Below are 21,388 nucleotides of genomic sequence, written 5' to 3'. Positions count from 1 at the left end.
GTGGCTTAGCTAAAATAGATCCAGATGGAGGCAATGATGCAGACTAGAATGCCTGAAAGCACCAAATCCTGTCTGGTATCCACCATAGAGAGTCTATTGAAAGTGACATCGTTGATTTTTTTGTAATCAGGACTATTAGTAAGGAGACTTACGAGAATAAGAATCGCCACACAGATAACAAATAGGAAGATGGCGAAGTGTAAGTAGTTGATATCACAGAAATAGAAAAAGGCCCCTTGCAATTGTTCTTTATTTACCTCACCAATCAAACGGGCGATACCGAGTACAAATCCGGTGACCATAGAAGCCATTGCCCCTTTGGAATTGAGCCTTTTGAAAAATATACCCAGTAGAAACACCGCCGCGATAGGAGGTGAAATGTACGCCTGTACGCTTTGAAGGTAGGTAAAGAGTTGGTCTGAAATATTATCAATAAACTGAATCCATAAAATGCCAAAAACCACCAGACCAACCGTGGCAATTCTACCGACCATGACTAAGTGCTTCTCTGTAGATTCTGGTTTGATTTTCTTATAAATATCCAGTGTAAAAATGGTTGAACAGGAGTTGAATACGGAAGACAGCGAGCTCATGAGTGCAGCTAGTAATCCTGCCAATACAAGTCCTTTGAGCCCGGTAGGCATCAGCACCTTTACGAGCATCGGCAACGCATCATCGGGAGTATTCAGCAAGAGCTCGCCCCGTTGACTGAGGGCCAGTGCGATGATGCCAGGAATTACAAAAATTAGTAAAGGCAGCATTTTCAAGTATCCTCCAAAAATAGATCCCTTTCTCGCCTGCTCAATGTTTCTAGCCGCCAGCACACGCTGCACGATAAATTGATCCGTGCACCAATACCAAACGCCAAGTATTGGGGCACCGAAGATGATTCCTGTCCATGGAAAATCAGGATTGGAAATCGGCTTCCACAGATTGAAGTAGCTGGCATCCATTCCGGCTACCAGTACATTCCAGCCTCCGAGGTGATTGAGGCCTATTACAGTTATGAGTAAGGACCCTGCAATCAAGACAAACATCTGAAGCATGTCTGTATAAATCACCGCTTTGAGTCCGCCAATAGTTGTATATAATCCGGTCACCACTACAATAATTAGGGCTCCAACCCAGAAGTCGATACCCATGGCCTGGAAAATGATGCCTCCTGCGGCGATGGTGACAGAAATTTTGGTTAGAATATAGGCTACAATAGAAATGACTGAGAGATAAGCACGCGTGTTTTTAGAATAGCGCAATTCCAGAAATTCTGGCATGGTATATACCCCGCTGCGGAGATAGAATGGAACAAACACCCAGCCCAGGAGTAGGAGCACTATGCCGGCCAGAAGCTCAAATTGGGCAACGGCCACACCACTGTTGGCCGCAGTGCCTGCCAATCCAATGAGATGTTCGGAGCCAATATTGGAGGCGAATAAAGAGGCGCCGATTACAAACCATCCCATATTCTTTCCGCCTAGGAAATAACCCTTAGCGTTCTGATTTTTATGGCTGTTTTTAGCCACGAATATAGCTATCAAAAAGAGGCATACAAAGTACGCACCTATCACAGCTATATCTATATATTCTAAATCAAGCATTTTTGGGTTAGCCTAAAAAAATAGATGCCGCCCCTTGCGGGGCGACACCGTGAACGGTATAAAACTCTTAGTTCTTGTAGACGAAGGTCGCTTCCTGATCCCCTATCCTTAGATTGAACTCTCCATCTTCTGTCACTCGCTTACCATCTTGTCCAATGAAAGACAGGTCGTTTTTGGTCAATTGAAAATCTACTTTAGCCGAATTACTTTTTTCAATAGTTATCTTTTTATATTTTTTCAGTCTCTTCTCACTTGGAGTAATTGAGGCAAACAAGTCACTCACATATAATTCAACTGCCACTTGCCCATCCTGATCTCCGGTATTGCTGACTATGATAGATACGTTCAGTACCTCTTCGCCTAGTAAGTTTTCTTTATCTAGTGAGAGATCACTATAGCCGAATGTGGTATAGCTCATCCCATATCCAAAAGGCCATTGTGGAGAAAATCCACCAAGACCATAAGTATCAGGTTCAGACTCCTTGAAGTTCTCAGAATTTTTTCGGTCGTAGAGCACCACATCTCCACTATTTTTGGGATAGGTGAATGGCAGAACGCCACTGGGGTTGTGGTCCCCAAATAGGATCTCCATGGCGGCCTTTGCTCCCTGACTTGCTGGTCGATATAGATTCAGAATACCTTTGACACCCGGCTCTATGGATGATATCACTCTCGGTCTACCCTGTGCCAATAATAATACCACAGGTTTGCCAGTCCCAATGGCTGCCTCTGCTAATGCGAGCTGATTAGCATCCAGAGTCAGATCGTCGATCCCTCCAGGTGATTCTGCATAAGATTTTTCTCCTATTGCCAACAGTATCACATCAGCCTTTGCTGCATTCTTTTTTACAAATGATACATCTGTGTTAGCGGCATTATTATAATCAGCCACTACATTGGTAATGACTTGACCCGCTCCAATCTTGGCTTCCAGTGCACCTTTAAGTGTCAATGTATTGGCATTGTAAGCAGACTCGTTGTCGCCTTGCCAGGTGTAAGACCACGAGCCGTGTAATGCACCAATATTGTTAGCTCCTGGGCCAGCTAGCAGAATTTTATATGATTTTGAGAGCGGAAGTATAGCGTCTTCATTTTTTAGCAAAGTGATCGACTCCAAAGCTGCCTGCAATGCCAGATCTGCATATTCAGGTTTACCAAAATTGGCAACAGCCTCCTTTTCCGGATAGGCATTATCAAAGAGTCCTAGATCAAATTTCAATTTTAGTATTCTATATACAGCCTCGTCGATGCGTTCCATACTCACCTGCCCTTCATTCACTAGCTCCACCAAATAGTCGTAGAACGAATAGTCAAGAGGAACCATACTCATGTCTATACCTGCATTTACAGCTATTTTGACAGCCTCTTTAGGTGTTGCTGCCACCTTGTGTCTGATATGTAGTCTGATGATGTCCTCCCAGTCAGAAACGGCTAGCCCCTTAAAGCCAAGCTCACCACGCAAAATATCTTGTAAATAATAGCTACTCGCATGTACCGGCACACCATTGACCTCCCCAGAGTTGATCATCACGGTAGAAGTGCCTTCTGCTACAGCCGCTTCAAAAGGTGGTAGATAGTATTCTCTCATCTGTACATCCGGAATATAAGCCGGTGTACGATCCTTGCCGCTCAAGGGAGTGGAGTATCCCAGATAGTGCTTCATGCAGCTGGCTACTGCTGTGATGTTTTTCAGCCCGTCTTCTTCGTAAGATCTAATAGCTGCAGCTCCCATAGAGGACGTTAGATAGACATCCTCACCATAAGTCTCTTCAAACCTTGACCACAGCGGCTGTCTGCCAATCCCAAGCGTAGGATCAAAATTCCAGCGGATACCAGACGCACGAACCTCCATTGCAGTAGTTTTAGCACCCTGTGCCACCAGATCAGTATTTCTGGTTGCAGCCATGCCGATATTGTGAGGGAATAGAGTGGAGCCTTTGGTATAGGAAGTGCCATGGATGGCATCTATTCCGTAGAGAATTGGAATTTTTAGCTCAGTCTCGTTGAGTGCTACGTCTTGTATCTGAGTGAGTAGTGCATGCCATTCATCTACTGAGAGAGGACTGCCGTTCACATTTATGATTGAGCCTATATTCTTTTCAATGATGGCAAATCTCAATTCTTCAAGGTTCAGTTGGCCTTCATTATGAATTTTTCCCAGCGTGATCTGTGTCATTTGACCCACCTTTTGCTCTACCGTCATTTGGCTCATGAGATCAACTACTTGTTGGTCACGATCTGCTTTGGAAGTCTCTGGAGGCATACAGGAATAGAGTGTACAGAGGCAAAGAGTAGAAAAAATGTATTTTTGTAGAGAAGAGAACTTCATTGACCGAAAGTGTTTTGTGTTAATGATAAAATGAGTCACTATACAAAACTCATTTATTTCTTACCGACATCCCTAGGCATATCTATCAATGAACATGGGTAATTATTTCAGGGGTGGGTTGGTGTTAAATATTATTGAAATATTTACATCTATTAATGTGAACGGTATGAAAAAAGTACATCTACTAGTGTTATTCCTGGTCTGGCAGGCCTCTATCTGCTCCAGTCAGGACATCAACAGCAAGTTTATCTCCATTCAGGCAGAGCTGTCTCAAAATACAGTTGCCTCGATTCTACAAGACCACAATGGATTCCTATGGATCGGCACCCGCAATGGACTCAATCGCTACGATGGAGTCAATATGATTACCTATGAATATGATGAATCAGATTCTACCAGTCTCAGCAATGACTATATCCGTACGGTATATGAAGACTCTGAAAATAGATTATGGGTCGGTACGATGGGAGGTGGCATCTGTCTTTATAATGAAGACCTGGATGCATTTGATAGGTTTGAAGTAAAAGGAATGCCCGAATATCTTAAAGAAGCCAGTGTAAAGGCTTTTTTAGAAGATGAAAATGGAAATATTTGGTTTGGGACAGAAAGATATGGGTTGCATTGTTACAACCAGACCACACAGACGATCCTGTCTTATCAGAAAAATCTGGATGATCCATTTAGTATTTCATCCAATCATATTACCGGCATAGAAAAGGATAAAAGAAACAATCTCTGGATAGCCACCTGGGGAGGAGGCCTCAACCTGTTTGATACCGACAGCAAGAGATTTATCGTGTATACCCATGATGATGACAAATCTGAATCCATTGCTTCAAATGTGATACGAAAACTCTATCGAAGTAAATCAGGTGATATTTGGTTGGGAACGCATAATGGATTGGATAAACTTCATTATCATGAAAGTGGAAGATTTATCTTCTTGCACCAGAAGCTAGATTCTCAGCTCGGCAAGACCGGTACACGCGTGATTCTCTCTATCCTGGAAGATGATAATAATCAACTCTGGATTGGAACAGAAAATGGGGGATTGAATGTAATAGACAATGCAAATAGAAACTCGATCCTTTATACTTTCGATCCAAGGAAAGAATATTCTCTTCAAAACAACTCCATATGGAGTTTGTACAAAGACAACACTGGCATCATCTGGGTGGGTACCTTCAATAAAGGAATTTTTAAAATCGATGAGAATTCCAGAAAGTTTGAACACTTTAGACATAATGCGCATTTCTCAAATTCTTTGAGCAACAATGCAGTTAGCTGTTTTGCGGAAGACAAGCATCACAATGTCTGGATAGGCACCGATGGAGGAGGTCTCAACTATTGGAACGTTGAAAGCAACACTTTCAAAGCATATACAACACAAACCAAACCCAATTCCATCTCAAAAGATGCCATTCTATCACTATTGTTGGATAGCAATGAGAACCTCTGGATTGGAACTTGGGACGGTGGAGTGAATCTAAAAAGAAAAGGATCGGACAAATTCGAAAGATTCCAAATCAATCACCCTCTAAATAGAAGCCAGGGATTCGAAAATGTATTTACCATACATGAAGACAAAAAAGGAAGAATTTGGTTTAGTGCATTCCGCGATGGACTCTTTGCATACGATCCTGCCGACAAATCATTTATAGGTTTCACTCACGACGATGACAATCCGCACAGTATTAGTTCAGACTATGTCCGTGCTATTCTAGAAGACAACGACGGGTACCTCTGGATCGGTACAGAAGGTGGAGGTCTCAACAAAATGTATGAAACCAACGGCCAGTTTAGCTTTAGAAGATTCGAAAACGACTCCAATAATCCAAAAAGCATATCCAGCAATTCAATCATAGCCCTGATGCAAGATGAGTCTCATACAATCTGGGTAGGTACTTTTTCTGGATTGGACAAATTCGACCCAGTCAAAGAAGAATTTGTCAAAATCGGGAAGAAACAAGGCCTGCCCAATGAGGTAATCTACGGCATTCAGAAAGACGATCATCAAAATATTTGGGTCAGTTCCAATCGGGGAATTTCCAAGTACAATCCAGAATCTAAAGAAGTTCAAAATTATACCAAATCCGACGGTCTTCAAGGCATGGAGTTCTTCAAAAATTCTAGCTATCGCTTGAGTACCGGAGAGATGCTTTTTGGAGGTACCGATGGTTTCAATCGATTCAGGCCAGATCTGATCAACAAAAACACCTATGAGCCGAGAGTGTTTTTTAGTGATTTCAAACTGTACAATCAATCAGTAAAGGTAGGACCAGAAGCTCCGCTGAAAAAGAACATTAGAAAAACTAAAAAGATCAATTTAACCTACGATCAAAATGATTTTAGTTTTGAATTTGCGGTTTTGAGCTTTTCTCAAACATCAAAAAATGAATACGCCTATCAACTCCTGAATTATGATCAGGGATGGCAAAAGGTTGGTAATCGTAGAGAAGCATACTATACCAATGTACCACCTGGATACTATGTCTTCAAAGTAAAAGGTACCAACAATGACGGTCTCTGGAGTACACATGAAGCAGCTGTAGAAATTGTAATCGCTCCAGCTTGGTACAATACATACTGGGCCTATTCACTCTATGTCATCGTCATCACCGCGTTGCTTGTTTGGGGAATCCAGACCATTGTCAATCGTGAAAGATTACAAACTCAGCTACATGTGGAACATATGGAATTGTCCAAAATGCAGGAGCTAGATGAAATGAAATCAAGCTTCTTTGCCAACATTTCACATGAATTTAGATCACCACTTACTCTAATACTCGGGCCGTTGAAAGCCATGTATGAAAATGTGGAATTTACAGGTATCAAAGATCAAGTGAGCATGATGATACGCAATGCAGAAAGCCTACTCAACCTGATTAATCAACTCCTTGAGCTATCCAAACTTGAGTCTGGCAAGATGAGACTGGAGGCTGCCGAACAGGACATTACCAAGTTTCTCAAACCAGTCATACACTCCTTTTCTTCCTTTGCCGTACGAAAAAACATTAGCTATAAAGTAAGCGTACCAAGAGAGGAAATTTTGCTTTTCTTCGACAGAGAAAAACTTGAAAAAATTGTAGTAAACCTGCTTTCAAATGCCTTTAAATACACCCCCGAATTCGGTCATGTAGAATTTGAACTGGTTGAAAATAAGCATGATGTAACCCTCATTGTCAAAGATGATGGTATTGGAATTCCAGAAGACGAAATGGAATATATCTTCAATCGCTACTATCGAGTGAGGGATGCTAAGAACAAGAAAAGCAAGGGTACGGGCATTGGATTGTCATTAACAAAAGAACTTGTCGAGTTGCATAGTGGAGAAATTGATCTGGAGAGTAGAGAAAACGAAGGTTCAATATTTACTGTACATCTCAAAAAAGGAACTGACCATCTCAATCCGGAAGATTTTTCAAACGGAGAATCCGAGTACAAATATGAAAATCAGGAGTTGTTTAAATCCGACCAACAGGCCAACGTCCAATCGCTAACTGATAGCCTGGAAAATTTGGAAGATCAAGAGAAGATGCCTCTTGTCCTTATCATAGAAGACAATAACGATATCCGAGGTTATATCAAGCAGATTCTTGAACCAGACTATCGAATCATAGAGTCAGACAACGGTCTTGACGGTGCAGAGTTGGCTATGGAGCGAATCCCCGATCTGATCATTTCTGATATTATGATGCCAGGGCTAGATGGGTTCGAAGTATGCAAAAAGGTAAAAGAGGACATGAAGACCAGTCATATTCCCGTCATCCTGTTGACCGCAAAAGCCTCAAATGACAGTGCACTGGAAGGATTTGAAAAAGGAGCAGACTATTACATCACCAAACCATTCAACCCAAAATTACTTGCACTGAGAGTTAGAAACGTGCTCAATATCCATGACCATATTAAGAACAATCTGCTCAATAAGAAGACGCTAAATATCGAACCTACAAATGTGAAGATTGCATCCAGAGATGAGGATTTTATCAAAAGGGCAGTCAAGATCGTGGAAGACAATATTTCTAATTCTGAATTTTATGTAGACGACCTTGGACGTGAGCTTGGGTTGAGTAGAATGCAGCTGTATCGGAAGCTCAAAGGATTGATAGGTCAATCCGCTAATGAATTCGTACGATCCATAAGATTGAAAAGAGCGGCACAACTCATCCGTCAGAACCAACTGACCATTTCAGAGATTACCTATCAGGTTGGATTCAACGACCTGCAGTATTTCAGGGATTGTTTCAAAAAACAATTTGGCGTGAATCCATCTGAGTATGCGAGTGACACCGAAGAAAAAACGTCCTAAAACAGTCATATAGGTAGTTTTACTCTGTTTTGAAACAATTACCATCCGCCTTTGTGATAAATGCCCAGCGCAATATGGGTTTAGAATTGAGAAGTTTGAGAATCAATTTTTATTAAAACTATTCACTAAAATCAAAAAATTGAAAGGCATGATAAAACTTAGACAAATTAGGGGCAGGTTGCAAGGTCTGGCCAAAGTGATTTTGTCATCTGCGCTGCTACTATTCATCGTAGTAGCATGCGACGATGATGAAGGAAGTAACACAATTGACGAAGTGTTATACATTGACGGGCCAGCCTCAGTGGCACCCGCGTCTACAGTTACCTTTACCGCAGCTGAAGCTGGTGGTGATGTGACTTGGACAGTTACAGGTGATGCAACAGTTAGCGCATCATCAGATTTGACAGCAGATATTACATTCGGCGCTGTAGGTACAGCTACTGTATCTGCTAGCGGAAGTGGTCTGACTGGTACCAGGACGATTAGTATAGATGGTGTCGCTGCTGAAATCAGCGGTGTAACATTTACTACTGCATCAAAAATCAATGATGGCGGTACAGATGTGGTGACAATGACTTTTGCAGGTCCACTTGCCTCTGTACCAACTGTTGCTTTAACTGGTGACTTCACAGCAGGAACTATTTCTGAATTGACTGAAGTTGCGGGAAGCAATATGACACAGTTTGAAGCCACTGTAACAGGTGGATCGGGCAACGGTCAGCTCAACGTAGCGATTACAGGTGTAACACTTACCGCTGATTACGGTGGTGCTACTGCGGATTTGGAGGCAGCCATTCACGAAGTGGACAATGTAGCTCCATTTGGTGCATTGACACTTTCAACAACGGATGTTAATTCAGGTACTGCGATCACTTTTACGATGACCTTGAATGAGGGAGCCAGAGCAAATGGCGATGCGATGATCGTTGACTTGACTGGAGCGGGTACTGAAAGTACTCCTATCGAAGTGAGCTTGGTCGCTTCAGAAGATCCAGCAGTATGGACAGGTTCATATACAATAGCTGGTACCGACGAGGGTACGCTTACAGCTGTGCTAGATGCAGCTACAGTAGTAGACATGGCAGGAAATGCACCAACTGAACTAGAAGTAAATGGATCAGTTAACGTTGACAACACTGCTCCATCTCCTACATTGACTGCTGCAGAAGATCCGGCTGCATCAAGGCTTGTGAAAATTACTCCAAGCGGTGATGCCGTATTATGGATTTGGTTAGCAGGTAATTCTCAGTTTGTACCAGAGAGTACAGCAGATTTTGAAGGAGAAGGACAAGGCACAGGCAAATTTGTAGCCTCACCTGGTGAGTACAAGTTGTACTACATGGAGGTAGACGCTGCTGGCAATGCGAGTGCAATCTCCCGATACCCTGCAGATGAAGAGGATTTTGTAGAAGTTGCTGAGTAAGCAAGCATCAAACTGTTAATTCATAAAAAATTGAAAGACATGCATAAAATAAAAATATATAACGTCAGACTAAAAGGTTTGATGTCCATGTTTCTGATGCTGCTGACACTGATTTCATTTAGTGCTCAAGCTCAGAATCAAGTGGTTTCAGGTAAAGTTACCTCTGCCACAACAGGTGAAACACTTCCTGGAGTAAGTGTATTGATCAAAGGAACAGCAACAGGTACAGTGACCAATTTGGATGGTGACTACAAGATATCTGTCAATTCTGATGACGACGTGCTGGTATTTTCCTTTATTGGAATGAAAGCGCAAGAAATGTCCGTTGGTGGCAGATCTACTATAGATGTAGGTATGCTGGATGATATTACAGCCTTGGAAGAAATTGTTGTAGTGGGATACGGTTCTCAAAAGAAGAGTGTATTGACTGCTGCAATTTCTAGTGTAAAAGCAGAAGACCTAGCTAATTTCTCAGCAGGATCTGTAGATCAAGCACTTCAAGGACGTATGGCTGGAGTTGAAATTGTCCCTACCTCTGGATCCCCAGGAGCAGGTTATAACATCAAAATTAGAGGTGCAGGATCGAATGGTTCTACCGCGCCACTATATATCGTAGATGGTATGAGAGTACCGGACATCAGCTGGCTAGACCCTTTCGAAATCGAAGGAATTGAAGTTTTGAAAGATGCAGCATCTGCCGCTATCTATGGAGCAGAAGGTGCAAATGGTGTAGTTTATGTAACTACTAAAAAAGGAGAAGAAGGACCAGGTAAAATATCCTATGACTTCCAATTTGGCGTTCAAAACCAAAATACTCCTTTGGAAGTAATGACTTTGAATCAATATGAAGAATACAATGCAGAAGCAGGAATCTTCAGAAGATCAGATGAGCAATTACCTTCAGAAGGTACCAATTGGAAAGATGAAATATTTGATACAGCTCCGCAACAGAGACATGCATTGACATTTTCTGGAGGTACTGCAGATACCAAATATATGATCGGAGGTTATTTTCTAGATCAAGAGGGTATCGTAGGTGGAGAAGATGCTTCTATCAATAGATATGGATTGAGATTTAATATCAGTCATAAAGTGAATGATTGGGCAAAAATTTCAAGTAACTACTCTTTTGCTAAATTCGAAAGACAATCAATCCAGGAGAATTCTGAATTTGGAGGTATCGTTCAAAGTGGAATCGTAATGGATCCTGCCACGCCAGTTACTTACGCCAATGGTATTCCATCGTGGGTAATAAACGAATATGGAGAGCAGAACTATAAAACTGATGCCAATGGCAACTATTGGGGGATTTCTACATTGGTAGATGGAGAGAACTCAAACCCAATTGGTAAGATGGCTCAAATACACGGAGGCTTTAATGCAACGTTCCTACAAGGAGCCACTGCAATCACTATCACTCCAATCAATGGACTGGAAGTGACTTCAAGACTTGGCTTAATCTCAGGTAGTTTTTATAATCATTACTGGCAAGAAGATTGGTTCTTCAATGACAGAGATACCGAAGGAGCGAGAGTTTCTGATACCTATAGCGATTACTTCAATTATCAGTGGGAAAACTTTGCATCTTATACCAAGCAATTAGGAAATCACAATGTTAATTTATTAGCAGGAACATCATTTTTCTCAACGGAAAGTGGTTATTTGACTGGTAATGGTACGACTCTGTTGAACCCTATTTCGCAATTAGCTTACTTAGATGCAGTGCCTAATCGTATTCAAAATACTAATGCCCAGGGCACTAGAAATACGAACACATTGAACTCTTATTTTGGTAGAGTGACTTATAACTATAAAGAGAAATATCTCTTGTCAGCCACTATGAGAGCAGATGGATCTTCAGTGCTATCTGAAGCCAATCGTTGGGGATACTTCCCTTCTGTATCGGCCGGTTGGGTACTTTCTAGTGAAGATTTCTTCTCAGCAGGCCCAATGAACTTCATTAAGATTAGAGCGTCTTGGGGACAAAATGGTAGTTTGTCATCTGTGACAAACGCAGGAGCAGGTGCCTCATTAGCCAGTGTTAGCGCTGGGTTTATTTATGAAGACGCAGAAGGCAACTTCTTGACAGGAGCTGAACCGATCCAATTGGCTAATCCAAATTTGACTTGGGAAACTTCTGAACAAACAGATATCGGATTGGACTTAGGCTTTTTCGAAGATAGATTGACAGTGTCTGCTGATTATTTTTGGAAAACAACCAAAGATCTATTGGTAATTGGTAGTCCTCCTGCATTTGTAGGAAACCCTGCTGGATTTGTAAATTCTGGTGAAGTAAGTAATAAAGGACTTGAGATCGAATTGGGATACAAAGAACAAAAAGGAGATTTCAAATATGACTTTAGCTTCAACTTTACTGCAATTAGGAACGAAGCAACTTTTGTTGATCCCAATAAGGAATTCGAACAAGGAACAAACATTGGTATAGATTGGAATTCTGCGACAGCTATGCAGGAAGGATTTCCAATCTGGTACTTTAGAGGATATCAGACGGACGGAATCTTCCAGAACGATGCCGAAGTGGCAGCCTATCAGGAAGACGTAGGCGGATGGGATCCAGCACCAGGAGATCCTATCATTGTGGATACCGATGGAGATGGAACTATTACACCTAGTGATTTTGTTCAGATAGGGTCACCGCACCCTGATTTTGCAATCGGAACTACAATCAAAGTGGATTATAAAGGATTTGATTTCAAAATCTTTGCTCAAGGGTCATTCGGCAACGAAGTGATAATGGGATTCAATAGAACAGATAGACCTCAAAACAACAAACCAGATTTCTTCTATACTGATAGATGGACAGGCGAAGGATCAACCAACAGTTGGTTCAGAGCTGGCGTGGATGGTAGAGCTTATACCAGTGATCTGATGGTTTTTGATGGGTCATTCTTCAAAATCAGACAAGTTCAATTAGGTTATAACCTACCTACTTCTATTTTGGATAAAGCAGGTATCAGCAAATTGAGACTATATGTTTCATTGGATAACTTCTTCACCTTCACCAAATACAAAGGATTTGATCCTGAAATCGGTGGAAGTAACAACGCCAACAGTTTAGGAATCGATAGAGGTTCTTATCCTGTGCCGAAGACATTTGTTACCGGTTTAACGCTACAGTTTTAATTAAAAAAATATTTAAGACATGAAAAAGAAAATAGCAATATTGGGAGTAGCTTCAGCACTAGTAGCTGTCGTACTTGCAGCATGTTCTGATCAATTAGAGCAGGATGTAAATGGTGTCTCTTCTATAGAGACCTTTTATGCCACTGATGATGACGCGCAATTGGCTATCGTAGCAACATACGACATGCTGACAGCAGATAACCTTTTTGATTGGGCTAGCCCTACACTGATCAAAACTTTACCTTCAGATGAAGGTACTGCCGGAGGTGGTGGTAGCACGGATCAGCCGAGATATCAGGCACTAGATAATTTTACCTGGGATAGTGCAAACCCTGCAGTGCAGGCTACTTGGCAGGTAAACTATTATGGTATATTCAGAGCAAATATGATTATTGAAAATCTCGAGCCAGAAAACGACTTGAGAAAAAGAATCATAGGTGAAGCAAAAGCTTTGAGAGCTTATTTCTATATGGAATTGGTTACTCAGTTTGGAGATATTCCGTTGATACTTAAAGGTTTGGAGCCAACAGAGTTTAATCAATCAAGAGTAGCTAAGGCACAGATTTATGAGCAGATCGAAGCTGATTTGACGGATGCAGTATCAGTGCTTCCACATAAAAGTGAGTATTCTGCTGCTGATCAGTTCAGAGCTTCTAAAGGTACGGCCAATACACTACTTGGAAAGGTTCTACTGTATCAAGGAGAGTATGCCGATGCTGCAGCCGCATTCGAAAAAGTGACAGGCTATTCATTAGTAGAGAACTATGCTGATGTATTTAAGGATTCTGAGGAATTTGGTAGCGAATCTGTGTTAGAAGCGTCATTTTCATCTAAAGTACCATATGATTGGAACTACCCTTGGGGAACTAGATTTGAGAATAACCTTCACGTGCAGTTGATGGGAGCCCGAGCTGGATCAACGCCAGAATTGGGTCTGATCGCCGGATGGGGATTCAACTATCCATCTGAGAAACTTTGGGATGCTTTCAACGATATGGGTGATACTGAAAGAAGAGATGCAACTATGTTCTCAGAAGCTCAGTACCTCACTTACAAAAGTACTGACCCAGATTTTGACGGAAGTACCTGGTGGGATTACAACCGCTACTTCAGACTGAAGTATGGATCATTCGATGCTGAAACCAATCAAGATGGGGCACCAAAGGAATTGAACTATGGTACCAACTGGAGATTGATCAGATATTCGGATGTGCTGTTGCTAAAAGCGGAAGCATATGCCATGGACAACCAACCAGGGCCTGCTCAAGAGGCCTTGAACGAAGTAAGACGTAGAGCTGGTTTGGCAGATATTACTCCTACAGGTAATGCCTTAATGGCAGCAATCCGTCAGGAAAGATTTGTAGAACTTGCTTTTGAAGGTCACAGATATTTTGACTTGATCAGATGGGGAAGAAGCGTTGCAGAAGCTGAACTTGGAGTACAAGTTTCTCCTACCTTCACAGGTGGAGATCCAGCACACTATGGTGATAACTTCGATTTTGACAAGCATCAAGTATTCCCTATTCCTATTTCAGATATAGCTGCGGCTACGAATATGACTCAAAACGACGGTTATTAAGCCTAGAGCTTTAATGATGAACGTTTTTGTATAATAGTATTTTTCAAAGGCCGCCTATACACAGGGGGCCTTTGTTTTTAGTAAATTGAACGGTAATGTTAAGAAATCAACTTATTAGCCTCAGCCTATGTTGGATGATGGCCGCCTGTACCCAACAGGAAAAAGAGCATAGCTCAAAGGTTTTTCAGGCCATAGATCCTACTACCTCCAATATCCAGTTTTCGAACGACTTGGTGGTCAACGACTCTATACACTTTTTCAACTATGGATACTATTACATGGGTGGAGGTGTAGCCATAGGAGATGTCAATGGTGATGGCCTCCAGGATATTTATTTTACCGGAAATAGAGTGGCAAACAAGCTCTATCTCAATAAAGGAAACCTACAGTTCGAAGATATTTCCGCTCAAGCTGGAGTAGAAGCTGACGATCGGTGGATTACGGGTGTAGCCATGCACGATATCAACGCAGATGGCCTCATGGATATCTCACTCTCAGTTGCAGGGATATGGACATCCACAAAAAACATTCTATATATAAACCAAGGAGTAGATGATAAGGGTATTCCTCAATTCATAGATGAAGCTGAAACGCGAGGAGTCGCAGATGAAGGGCTTAGTATCCAGACTGCCTTTTTTGATGCCGATCAGGACGGAGACATCGATATGTATGTTGCCAACTATCAACAAACCTCTTTTGGAACTCTCATCCCCGAATACAAGCAAAAAGTGGATAATCCAGAATGGAAATCTTCGGATCATCTATATATCAATGATGGCACTGGAAATTTTACAGATGGCACAGAACAAGCTGGTATGCTCAATTTTGGCCTCGCTGTAGGCGTAATTGCTGCCGATTTCAACAACGATAATCGTACCGACCTATATGTGTCCAACGACTTTAATACCCCCGACAATTTTTATTTTAACAACGGCGATGGCACTTTTTCTGATCTGAGCAAAGAAACCCTCCAGCATACTTCATTTTATGGCATGGGAGTGGATGCTGCTGATTTCAACAATGACGGCCTCATGGACTTCACCCAGATGGACATGACACCAGCTGATAATTTTAGATCAAAAGCCAATATGGCTAGTATGGATATCGATGGGTTTTGGCAAAATGTCAATGCCGGATTTCATTTCCAATATATGTACAACACGCTACAAATCAATCAGGGAATCCGACCCGATGGAAAACCATTTTTCTCCGATGTAGCTAAAATGTCAGGAATCGATAAGACAGACTGGAGCTGGGCTTGCCTTTTCGCAGACTACAACAATGATGGGTTAAATGATTTATTTGTAACCAACGGTACCCGGCGTGACATCAATAATAAGGACTTCTTTAAATGGATGGATCGACTCGACATCAAAATGAAAATCAAATACAAAGAGCTAAGCTTCGCAGAAGTCACGGAAAAATTGCCATTCAAAAAAATTGACAATTACATATTTGAAAACCTCGACGGTCAGAATTTTACTCGTACCAACGAAGAATGGGGAATCAAATTCGAAGGATTTTCTAATGGTGCGGCCTATGCAGATTTGGACAATGATGGAGATATAGAACTCGTCATCAACAACATTGACTCTGTAGCTTCCATCTTTAAAAACATCAGTATGGAAAGTGAAAAAGGAGATTTCCTGAAGGTACAGCTACAAGGGCCAGAAAAGAATCCCTTAGGTTTAGGAGCAAAGATTAAGCTTTTTACAGCATCAGGCACGCAATCTAAAGAGCATACCCTTGTTCGCGGCTATCAGTCTTCAATAGAGCCAATCATACATTTTGGGGTACCAAAAGGAGAATCAATCGATAGACTTGAAGTGCAATGGCCAGATGGTACACATTCCGTAATCAACAAGCCTGATTCAAATCAAAAAATCACAATAGACGCAGTAGATTCAGTGGACAAAGAAGAATCACCACCCATAAAGTCTAAATTATTTGTAGAGGCTACACCTACGGGTTTAGACGACTACATCAATATAGAAAACGAATTCGATGATTTCGATTACCAGATTTTATTGCCACACAGAATGTCAAGATTAGGACCTGCTGTAGCCAAGGCTGATATCAACGGCGATGGACTCGACGATATGTTTATCGGAGCAGCAGCAGGTCAGCCCTCATGGCTGTTTGTTCAGGACAAGGAAGCAGGATTTTCAAAGATCAGTTTAGCACCTAATGATAGCGTATACGAAGATATCGGCGCAGTCTTTTTCGATGCAGATGGAGATAGTGATATGGACCTTTATGTGGTAAGCGGAGGAAATGACTATGAAGCTGGTTCAGAAATGTATCAGGATAGAATCTATATCAATCAAAAAGGAAGTTTTAAAAAGCTAGAGTCCTTACCAGAAATCACAATTAGTGGTGGACAAGCCCTTCCCATAGATTTCGATAAAGATGGAGATCTGGATCTTTTTGTTACCGGACGACAATTACCTAGAGAATATCCACTCCCTGTCAACAGTATGCTGCTTGAAAACACATCCTCATCAGGGCAAGTGAGCTTTGAGCTTTCCAATCAACCCAATTTACAAGAGCTAGGCATGGTGAGTGATGCAGTATGGGTAAAACTGGACCAATCTCAAGACCACAAGTTGGTAGTAGTAGGAGAATGGATGCCAATAAAGATTTTTGGCCTATCGAATGGCATCTTTGAGGATCAAACCAATGAATATTCACTTGGCAATACCACAGGTTGGTGGAACATGATCGAAAGTGCCGATTTCGACCAGGATGGAGATGATGATTTGATTATCGGAAACCTGGGACTCAATTATAAATATAAGGCCCATGAAGACGCGACTTTTGATATATATGTCAATGATTATGATTCTAATGGCAACGTTGATATAGTACTAGGGTACTATCAGGGTGACGAACAGTTCCCAGTTAGAGGCATGCAATGTAGCTCACAGCAAATACCAGTCATACAGCAGAAATACAAGAACAAATACAATGCATTTGCAGAAGCCACCCTTTCAGACATTTATGGTGAGACGCATTTGGCCAACAGTATACATTATAAGGTAGAAAGTTTTGCCAGTGTATATATTGAAAACTTGGGAGACGGGCGTCTTGCAATTAATAATCTGCCGTTTGAGATTCAAACCTCATCACTCAATGATGTACAAGTGGCAGATTATAATAATGACGGATATTTGGACATCCTCGCAGGAGGCAACCAGTTTAATTCTGAAGTAGAAACTCCGAGGAATGACGCCTGCTACGGTTGGTTGCTCGCTGGAGATGGCACTGGCCAATTCTCCTACGTGGATTATACGCAGTCAGGACTCTATGTGCCATATGACATTCGCAGCATTGTAAGACTAGCTTCGGATGATACATACTTAGATGTTTTTATTTCTAATTCAGCACCAGTCAAAGTATACAAAGAGTCTAAATGAGATTTATCATTTTAATAGTAGCCTTATTATGTGTGGCCTCTTGTGGTCCGTCCGATCCCAGGACACAATCCACTATCAAGATGGCAGAAGAACTCGGAGAGCATGCCAAAGCTGCCAGATCGAACAATAATTATCCATATTTCACAAGCCATCTATTAAGAAAGCTTGAGTTGGGAATCCAAGGCATGCCCCATACCATGCGTCATGGTAGCTGGTTGGATTACGTGCTCGTGCTATTACTCAAAGGAGACAATGCAAAATGTATAGAAGTCATAGATGCTTTTCTGGCAGGCAATCAATATTTGGAAGTCAACGAATCCAGTGTCAGCTTCTATAAAGTAAAGGCACTTGCCAATCTTAGAATGGGAGAGATACAAAATTGTATCGAAAATCACTCTGGTCAATCATGCATCATGCCCATACAAGGACGAGGCATTCATCAAATGAAAGCCCCTGTCATCAGTGCTATAGAACTATATGAGGAGTTGCTGGCCTTTGATAGTCAGGACCTTCAATCTCGCTGGTTTCTAAATCTTTGCTATCAAGCCATAGGAGCCTACCCCAATCAGGTGCCACCAGAGTATCTTATTCCTCCGGAAGTATTTGATTCAGATGTAGAATTCCCGGCATTCCCTAATATCAGCATGGAGACCGGAGTAGCTGTAAACAATCATGCCGGCGGAGCCAGTGTTGAAGACTTCAACAACGATGGGCTGCTCGACATTTTCACCACCTCATATAGCCTTGGAGAACCATCCAATCTATTCATCAACAACGGTCAGGGCACATTCGATAATAAAACCCAGGAATATGGCCTTGAAGGTATGGTTGGCGGACTCAACAACATCCATGCAGACTTCAACAACGACGGCCTCACTGACCTGTACATTATGCGAGGCGCATGGTTATCTGTAAATGGTCAAATCCCTAACTCCTTACTTATTAATACAGGTAAAAAGTTTACAGATGAAACGAGAAAAGCTAATTTATACAGCAAAGCCCCTACTGGATCGGTAGCCACCGCAGACTTCAATCTAGACGGCCATTTAGACCTTTTCGTTGGCAATGAGTCCTCCGGAAGACATGCCGCTTTTCCCTGTCAGTTATTTCTCAACAATGGAGACGGTTCATTCAAAGATATAGCCTCTTCTGTAGGTCTTGAGATCAATCAGTTTGTCAAAGGAGCCAGCTGGGGAGATATCAACAATGATCGACTTCCAGACTTGTATATATCCGTATACCATGGACAAAACCTGCTCTTTGTCAATAGAGGAGGAGAAAACCCTGAAAGCTGGAAATTTGAGGAAATAGCGTCAAAAGCAGGAGTCAGTGATCCGGTGATGAGTTTTCCATCCTGGTTCTGGGATTACAATCAAGACGGGTGGCAAGACATAATGGTTATCGGGTATGACAATCAGGAAGCCTATAGAATCGCCGATGAAGTCACTAAAGACTACCTGGGTCAGGATTTTCAAGGAGAAACCCCACGATTATATCGCAACAATGGTGATGAGACCTTTACCGACGTTACGGATGAGGCCGGGCTAGATCGCCTTCTTTATGCTATGGGAGCAAATTTTGGTGATCTCAACAACGATGGGTATCCCGATTTCTATCTAGGCACCGGAGAGTTTAATATTTGGGCAACCGTACCAAATAGAGCATTTTTAAATATTGCAGGAGAAAAATTTGTAGACGTTACCACAGCCGGAGAATTTGGACAAATCCAAAAAGGCCATGGAGTGGCCTTTGGCGATCTCGACAATGATGGTGATCAGGATATTTACCATCAGGTTGGCGGAGCTGCCGAAAGCGATGTGTTCCAAAATATGCTATTTCATAACCCTGGCTTTGACAGCCATTGGCTTACGCTGAAATTGGAAGGTACATCAGCCAATAGATCTGCTATCGGTGCCAGAGTCGAAGTGCTTCTCACCCTATCGACAACTGAGAAACGAACTGTTTATCACACCATAGGTTCGGGAGGGTCTTTTGGTGCTAATACACTTAGAGCAGAAATTGGTCTTGGCACTGCGTACCAGATTGATCAGGTTACCATATTATGGCCAGACCAATTGAAGTCAACCCAGACCATTGAGAATATCCAAATGGATCATTTTTATACCATCAGGCAAGGAGAGGATCCAGTCCAATTGACTGTCGAAACCATCAACCTCAAAACAGAAGCAAATCATGAACACCATCATTAAAGCATTATTATTATCATTTCTTTCTTGTCATCTATTGGCTCAAGACGGATATGAATTGGTCTGGTCAGATGAGTTTAACTATACAGGTCTGCCAGATTCTGAAAAATGGAGCTATGACGTAGGAGATGGATGCCCCAACGTTTGTGGCTGGGGAAACAATGAACTAGAGTATTATACAGAAGATCGTCTGGAAAATGCTAGAGTAGAAGACGGGAACCTGATAATTACGGCTATCAAAGAAAGTGTGGGAGGAAAAGGGTATACCTCTGCGCGTCTCGTCACCAGAGATAAAGGAGACTGGACCTATGGCAGAATTGAAATCAGAGCTGATCTACCCACTGGCAAAGGCACATGGCCTGCCATATGGATGCTCCCTACCGACTGGAGTTATGGTGGCTGGCCAGACAGTGGAGAAATCGATATTATGGAGCACGTGGGCTTTGAAGCCGATATGATCTATGGCACGGTACACACTAAAGCCTATAATCATACCTTAGGCACTCAGCGTGGAGGAGAAGTGGTGATATCAGATTGTGAAGACAATTTTCATACTTATATAATAGAGTGGAGTCGGGACAAAATTGACTGGTACGTGGATGATGAAAAGTATTTCACTTTCTCGAAAGAAGCCGGTAGCGAGAAATGGCCCTTCGATCAAAGATTTCACCTTTTGATCAACATTGCCATTGGAGGGAATTGGGGTGGTATACAAGGAGTGGCTAAAGATATTTTTCCACAAGAGATGAAGGTAGATTACGTTAGAGTCTATCAGCTAGTCACGGCCATTGATAAGGCCAAAGGCACAGGAGATCTAAACCTGTTTCCCAATCCAGCAAAAACCCGACATTTTACAATTAGGACGGACACACCAAATCTAGATCAGATAGACATCTATGATCTTAGCGGAAGTCAAATTAACTACAGCAGCTCTGTATCTCCTGAGGGATTAAAAGTAAAACTGGAAAGTGAGCCCGGCCAAATGCTAATTGTATCACATATAAACAATATAGGCAAGGCCTCATTTGGTAAAATATTCTTTGAATAAGTGCCTTTAGTATGGATAAAGAGCATTATCCAATTCTTTTACGATTATTTCTCAAAAACTTTACGGATGTATTTGGAATTGGCTGGGAAGTGTTGGTATCTTTGCGTCCCGTTAAGGGGGGAGGTGCTTAGAGTAGTGCTGGAAGGATTGACATTTTGAGGTAAGGGGCGGATCATTAATGGGTTTATTTTACGTGGGTAAAAGGGGCTTCAAATTTTTTCCAAAACTTTTTTCTAAACCATTAGGATTAGGAAAAAATTACTTCTTATCTTTGCATCCGCTTTCACAGGGAGGCAGTTAACACGAGGTTAGCTTCTCATAAAAAAGTGTAGTAAAAT

Annotated in this window: 9 protein-coding genes; 7 read left to right on the top strand and 2 right to left on the bottom strand. The window is 41.9% G+C overall.

Annotated elements, in window-relative coordinates:
* Window positions 1–5: 5 nt before the first annotated feature.
* Window positions 6–1,595 (bottom strand): sodium:solute symporter, encoded by a 1,590-nt coding sequence (locus tag ABJF11_RS15860; protein ID WP_348121005.1) that lies wholly within the window; start codon window positions 1,593–1,595, stop codon window positions 6–8.
* Window positions 1,596–1,662: 67 nt separating this feature from the next.
* Entirely contained in the window at window positions 1,663–3,924 is a 2,262-nt protein-coding gene (locus tag ABJF11_RS15855; RefSeq protein WP_348121004.1) for a glycoside hydrolase family 3 N-terminal domain-containing protein, read from the bottom strand.
* A gap of 166 nt (window positions 3,925–4,090) precedes the next feature.
* On the opposite strand from ABJF11_RS15855, the gene ABJF11_RS15850 reads away from it, so the two are divergent.
* The 7 genes from ABJF11_RS15850 to ABJF11_RS15820 all read left to right on the top strand — a co-directional run bounded on the left by ABJF11_RS15850 (window position 4,091) and on the right by ABJF11_RS15820 (window position 21,050).
* Window positions 4,091–8,233, top strand: a complete 4,143-nt coding sequence (locus ABJF11_RS15850; RefSeq protein ID WP_348121003.1) for a two-component regulator propeller domain-containing protein — start codon at window positions 4,091–4,093, stop codon at window positions 8,231–8,233.
* Between the two features lie 148 nt (window positions 8,234–8,381).
* Window positions 8,382–9,656 carry a hypothetical protein gene (locus ABJF11_RS15845; RefSeq protein WP_348121002.1) on the top strand — a complete coding sequence of 425 codons (1,275 nt, stop codon included), beginning with the start codon at window positions 8,382–8,384 and terminating at the stop codon, window positions 9,654–9,656.
* A gap of 39 nt (window positions 9,657–9,695) precedes the next feature.
* On the top strand, window positions 9,696–12,800 hold the full coding sequence (locus ABJF11_RS15840; protein WP_348121001.1) for a TonB-dependent receptor: 3,105 nt from the start codon (window positions 9,696–9,698) through the stop codon (window positions 12,798–12,800).
* Window positions 12,801–12,819: 19 nt separating this feature from the next.
* The gene (locus ABJF11_RS15835) at window positions 12,820–14,379 is read left to right on the top strand and encodes a RagB/SusD family nutrient uptake outer membrane protein (RefSeq protein WP_348121000.1); all 1,560 of its coding nucleotides are present in this window, start codon (window positions 12,820–12,822) and stop codon (window positions 14,377–14,379) included.
* 95 nt (window positions 14,380–14,474) lie between these two features.
* Window positions 14,475–17,795 (top strand): VCBS repeat-containing protein, encoded by a 3,321-nt coding sequence (locus ABJF11_RS15830; RefSeq protein WP_348120999.1) that lies wholly within the window; start codon window positions 14,475–14,477, stop codon window positions 17,793–17,795.
* The gene (locus ABJF11_RS15825; protein ID WP_348120998.1) at window positions 17,792–20,005 is read left to right on the top strand and encodes a CRTAC1 family protein; all 2,214 of its coding nucleotides are present in this window, start codon (window positions 17,792–17,794) and stop codon (window positions 20,003–20,005) included. The genes ABJF11_RS15830 and ABJF11_RS15825 overlap by 4 nt, the downstream gene beginning before the upstream one ends.
* A complete protein-coding gene (locus tag ABJF11_RS15820) occupies window positions 19,989–21,050 on the top strand; it encodes a family 16 glycosylhydrolase (RefSeq protein WP_348120996.1) in 1,062 nt (353 codons plus the stop codon). The genes ABJF11_RS15825 and ABJF11_RS15820 overlap by 17 nt, the downstream gene beginning before the upstream one ends.
* Window positions 21,051–21,388: the final 338 nt, after the last annotated feature.

This window comes from Reichenbachiella sp., assembly GCF_039941815.1.
In the GTDB taxonomy this organism is placed as follows: domain Bacteria; phylum Bacteroidota; class Bacteroidia; order Cytophagales; family Cyclobacteriaceae; genus Reichenbachiella.
Note: the sequence above shows the minus strand (reverse complement) of the source record. Positions and strands in the feature narration are given on the sequence as shown.

Bases quoted from the DNA above. Each gene is read 5' to 3' on its own strand.
- ABJF11_RS15850 (WP_348121003.1), top strand. From the start codon at position 4,091: ATGAAAAAAGTACATCTACTAGTGTTATTCCTGGTCTGGCAGGCCTCT.
- ABJF11_RS15820 (WP_348120996.1), top strand. From the start codon at position 19,989: ATGAACACCATCATTAAAGCATTATTATTATCATTTCTTTCTTGTCAT.
- ABJF11_RS15830 (WP_348120999.1), top strand. From the start codon at position 14,475: ATGTTAAGAAATCAACTTATTAGCCTCAGCCTATGTTGGATGATGGCC.
- ABJF11_RS15840 (WP_348121001.1), top strand. From the start codon at position 9,696: ATGCATAAAATAAAAATATATAACGTCAGACTAAAAGGTTTGATGTCC.
- ABJF11_RS15835 (WP_348121000.1), top strand. From the start codon at position 12,820: ATGAAAAAGAAAATAGCAATATTGGGAGTAGCTTCAGCACTAGTAGCT.
- ABJF11_RS15855 (WP_348121004.1), bottom strand. From the start codon at position 3,924: ATGAAGTTCTCTTCTCTACAAAAATACATTTTTTCTACTCTTTGCCTC.
- ABJF11_RS15825 (WP_348120998.1), top strand. From the start codon at position 17,792: ATGAGATTTATCATTTTAATAGTAGCCTTATTATGTGTGGCCTCTTGT.
- ABJF11_RS15845 (WP_348121002.1), top strand. From the start codon at position 8,382: ATGATAAAACTTAGACAAATTAGGGGCAGGTTGCAAGGTCTGGCCAAA.
- ABJF11_RS15860 (WP_348121005.1), bottom strand. From the start codon at position 1,595: ATGCTTGATTTAGAATATATAGATATAGCTGTGATAGGTGCGTACTTT.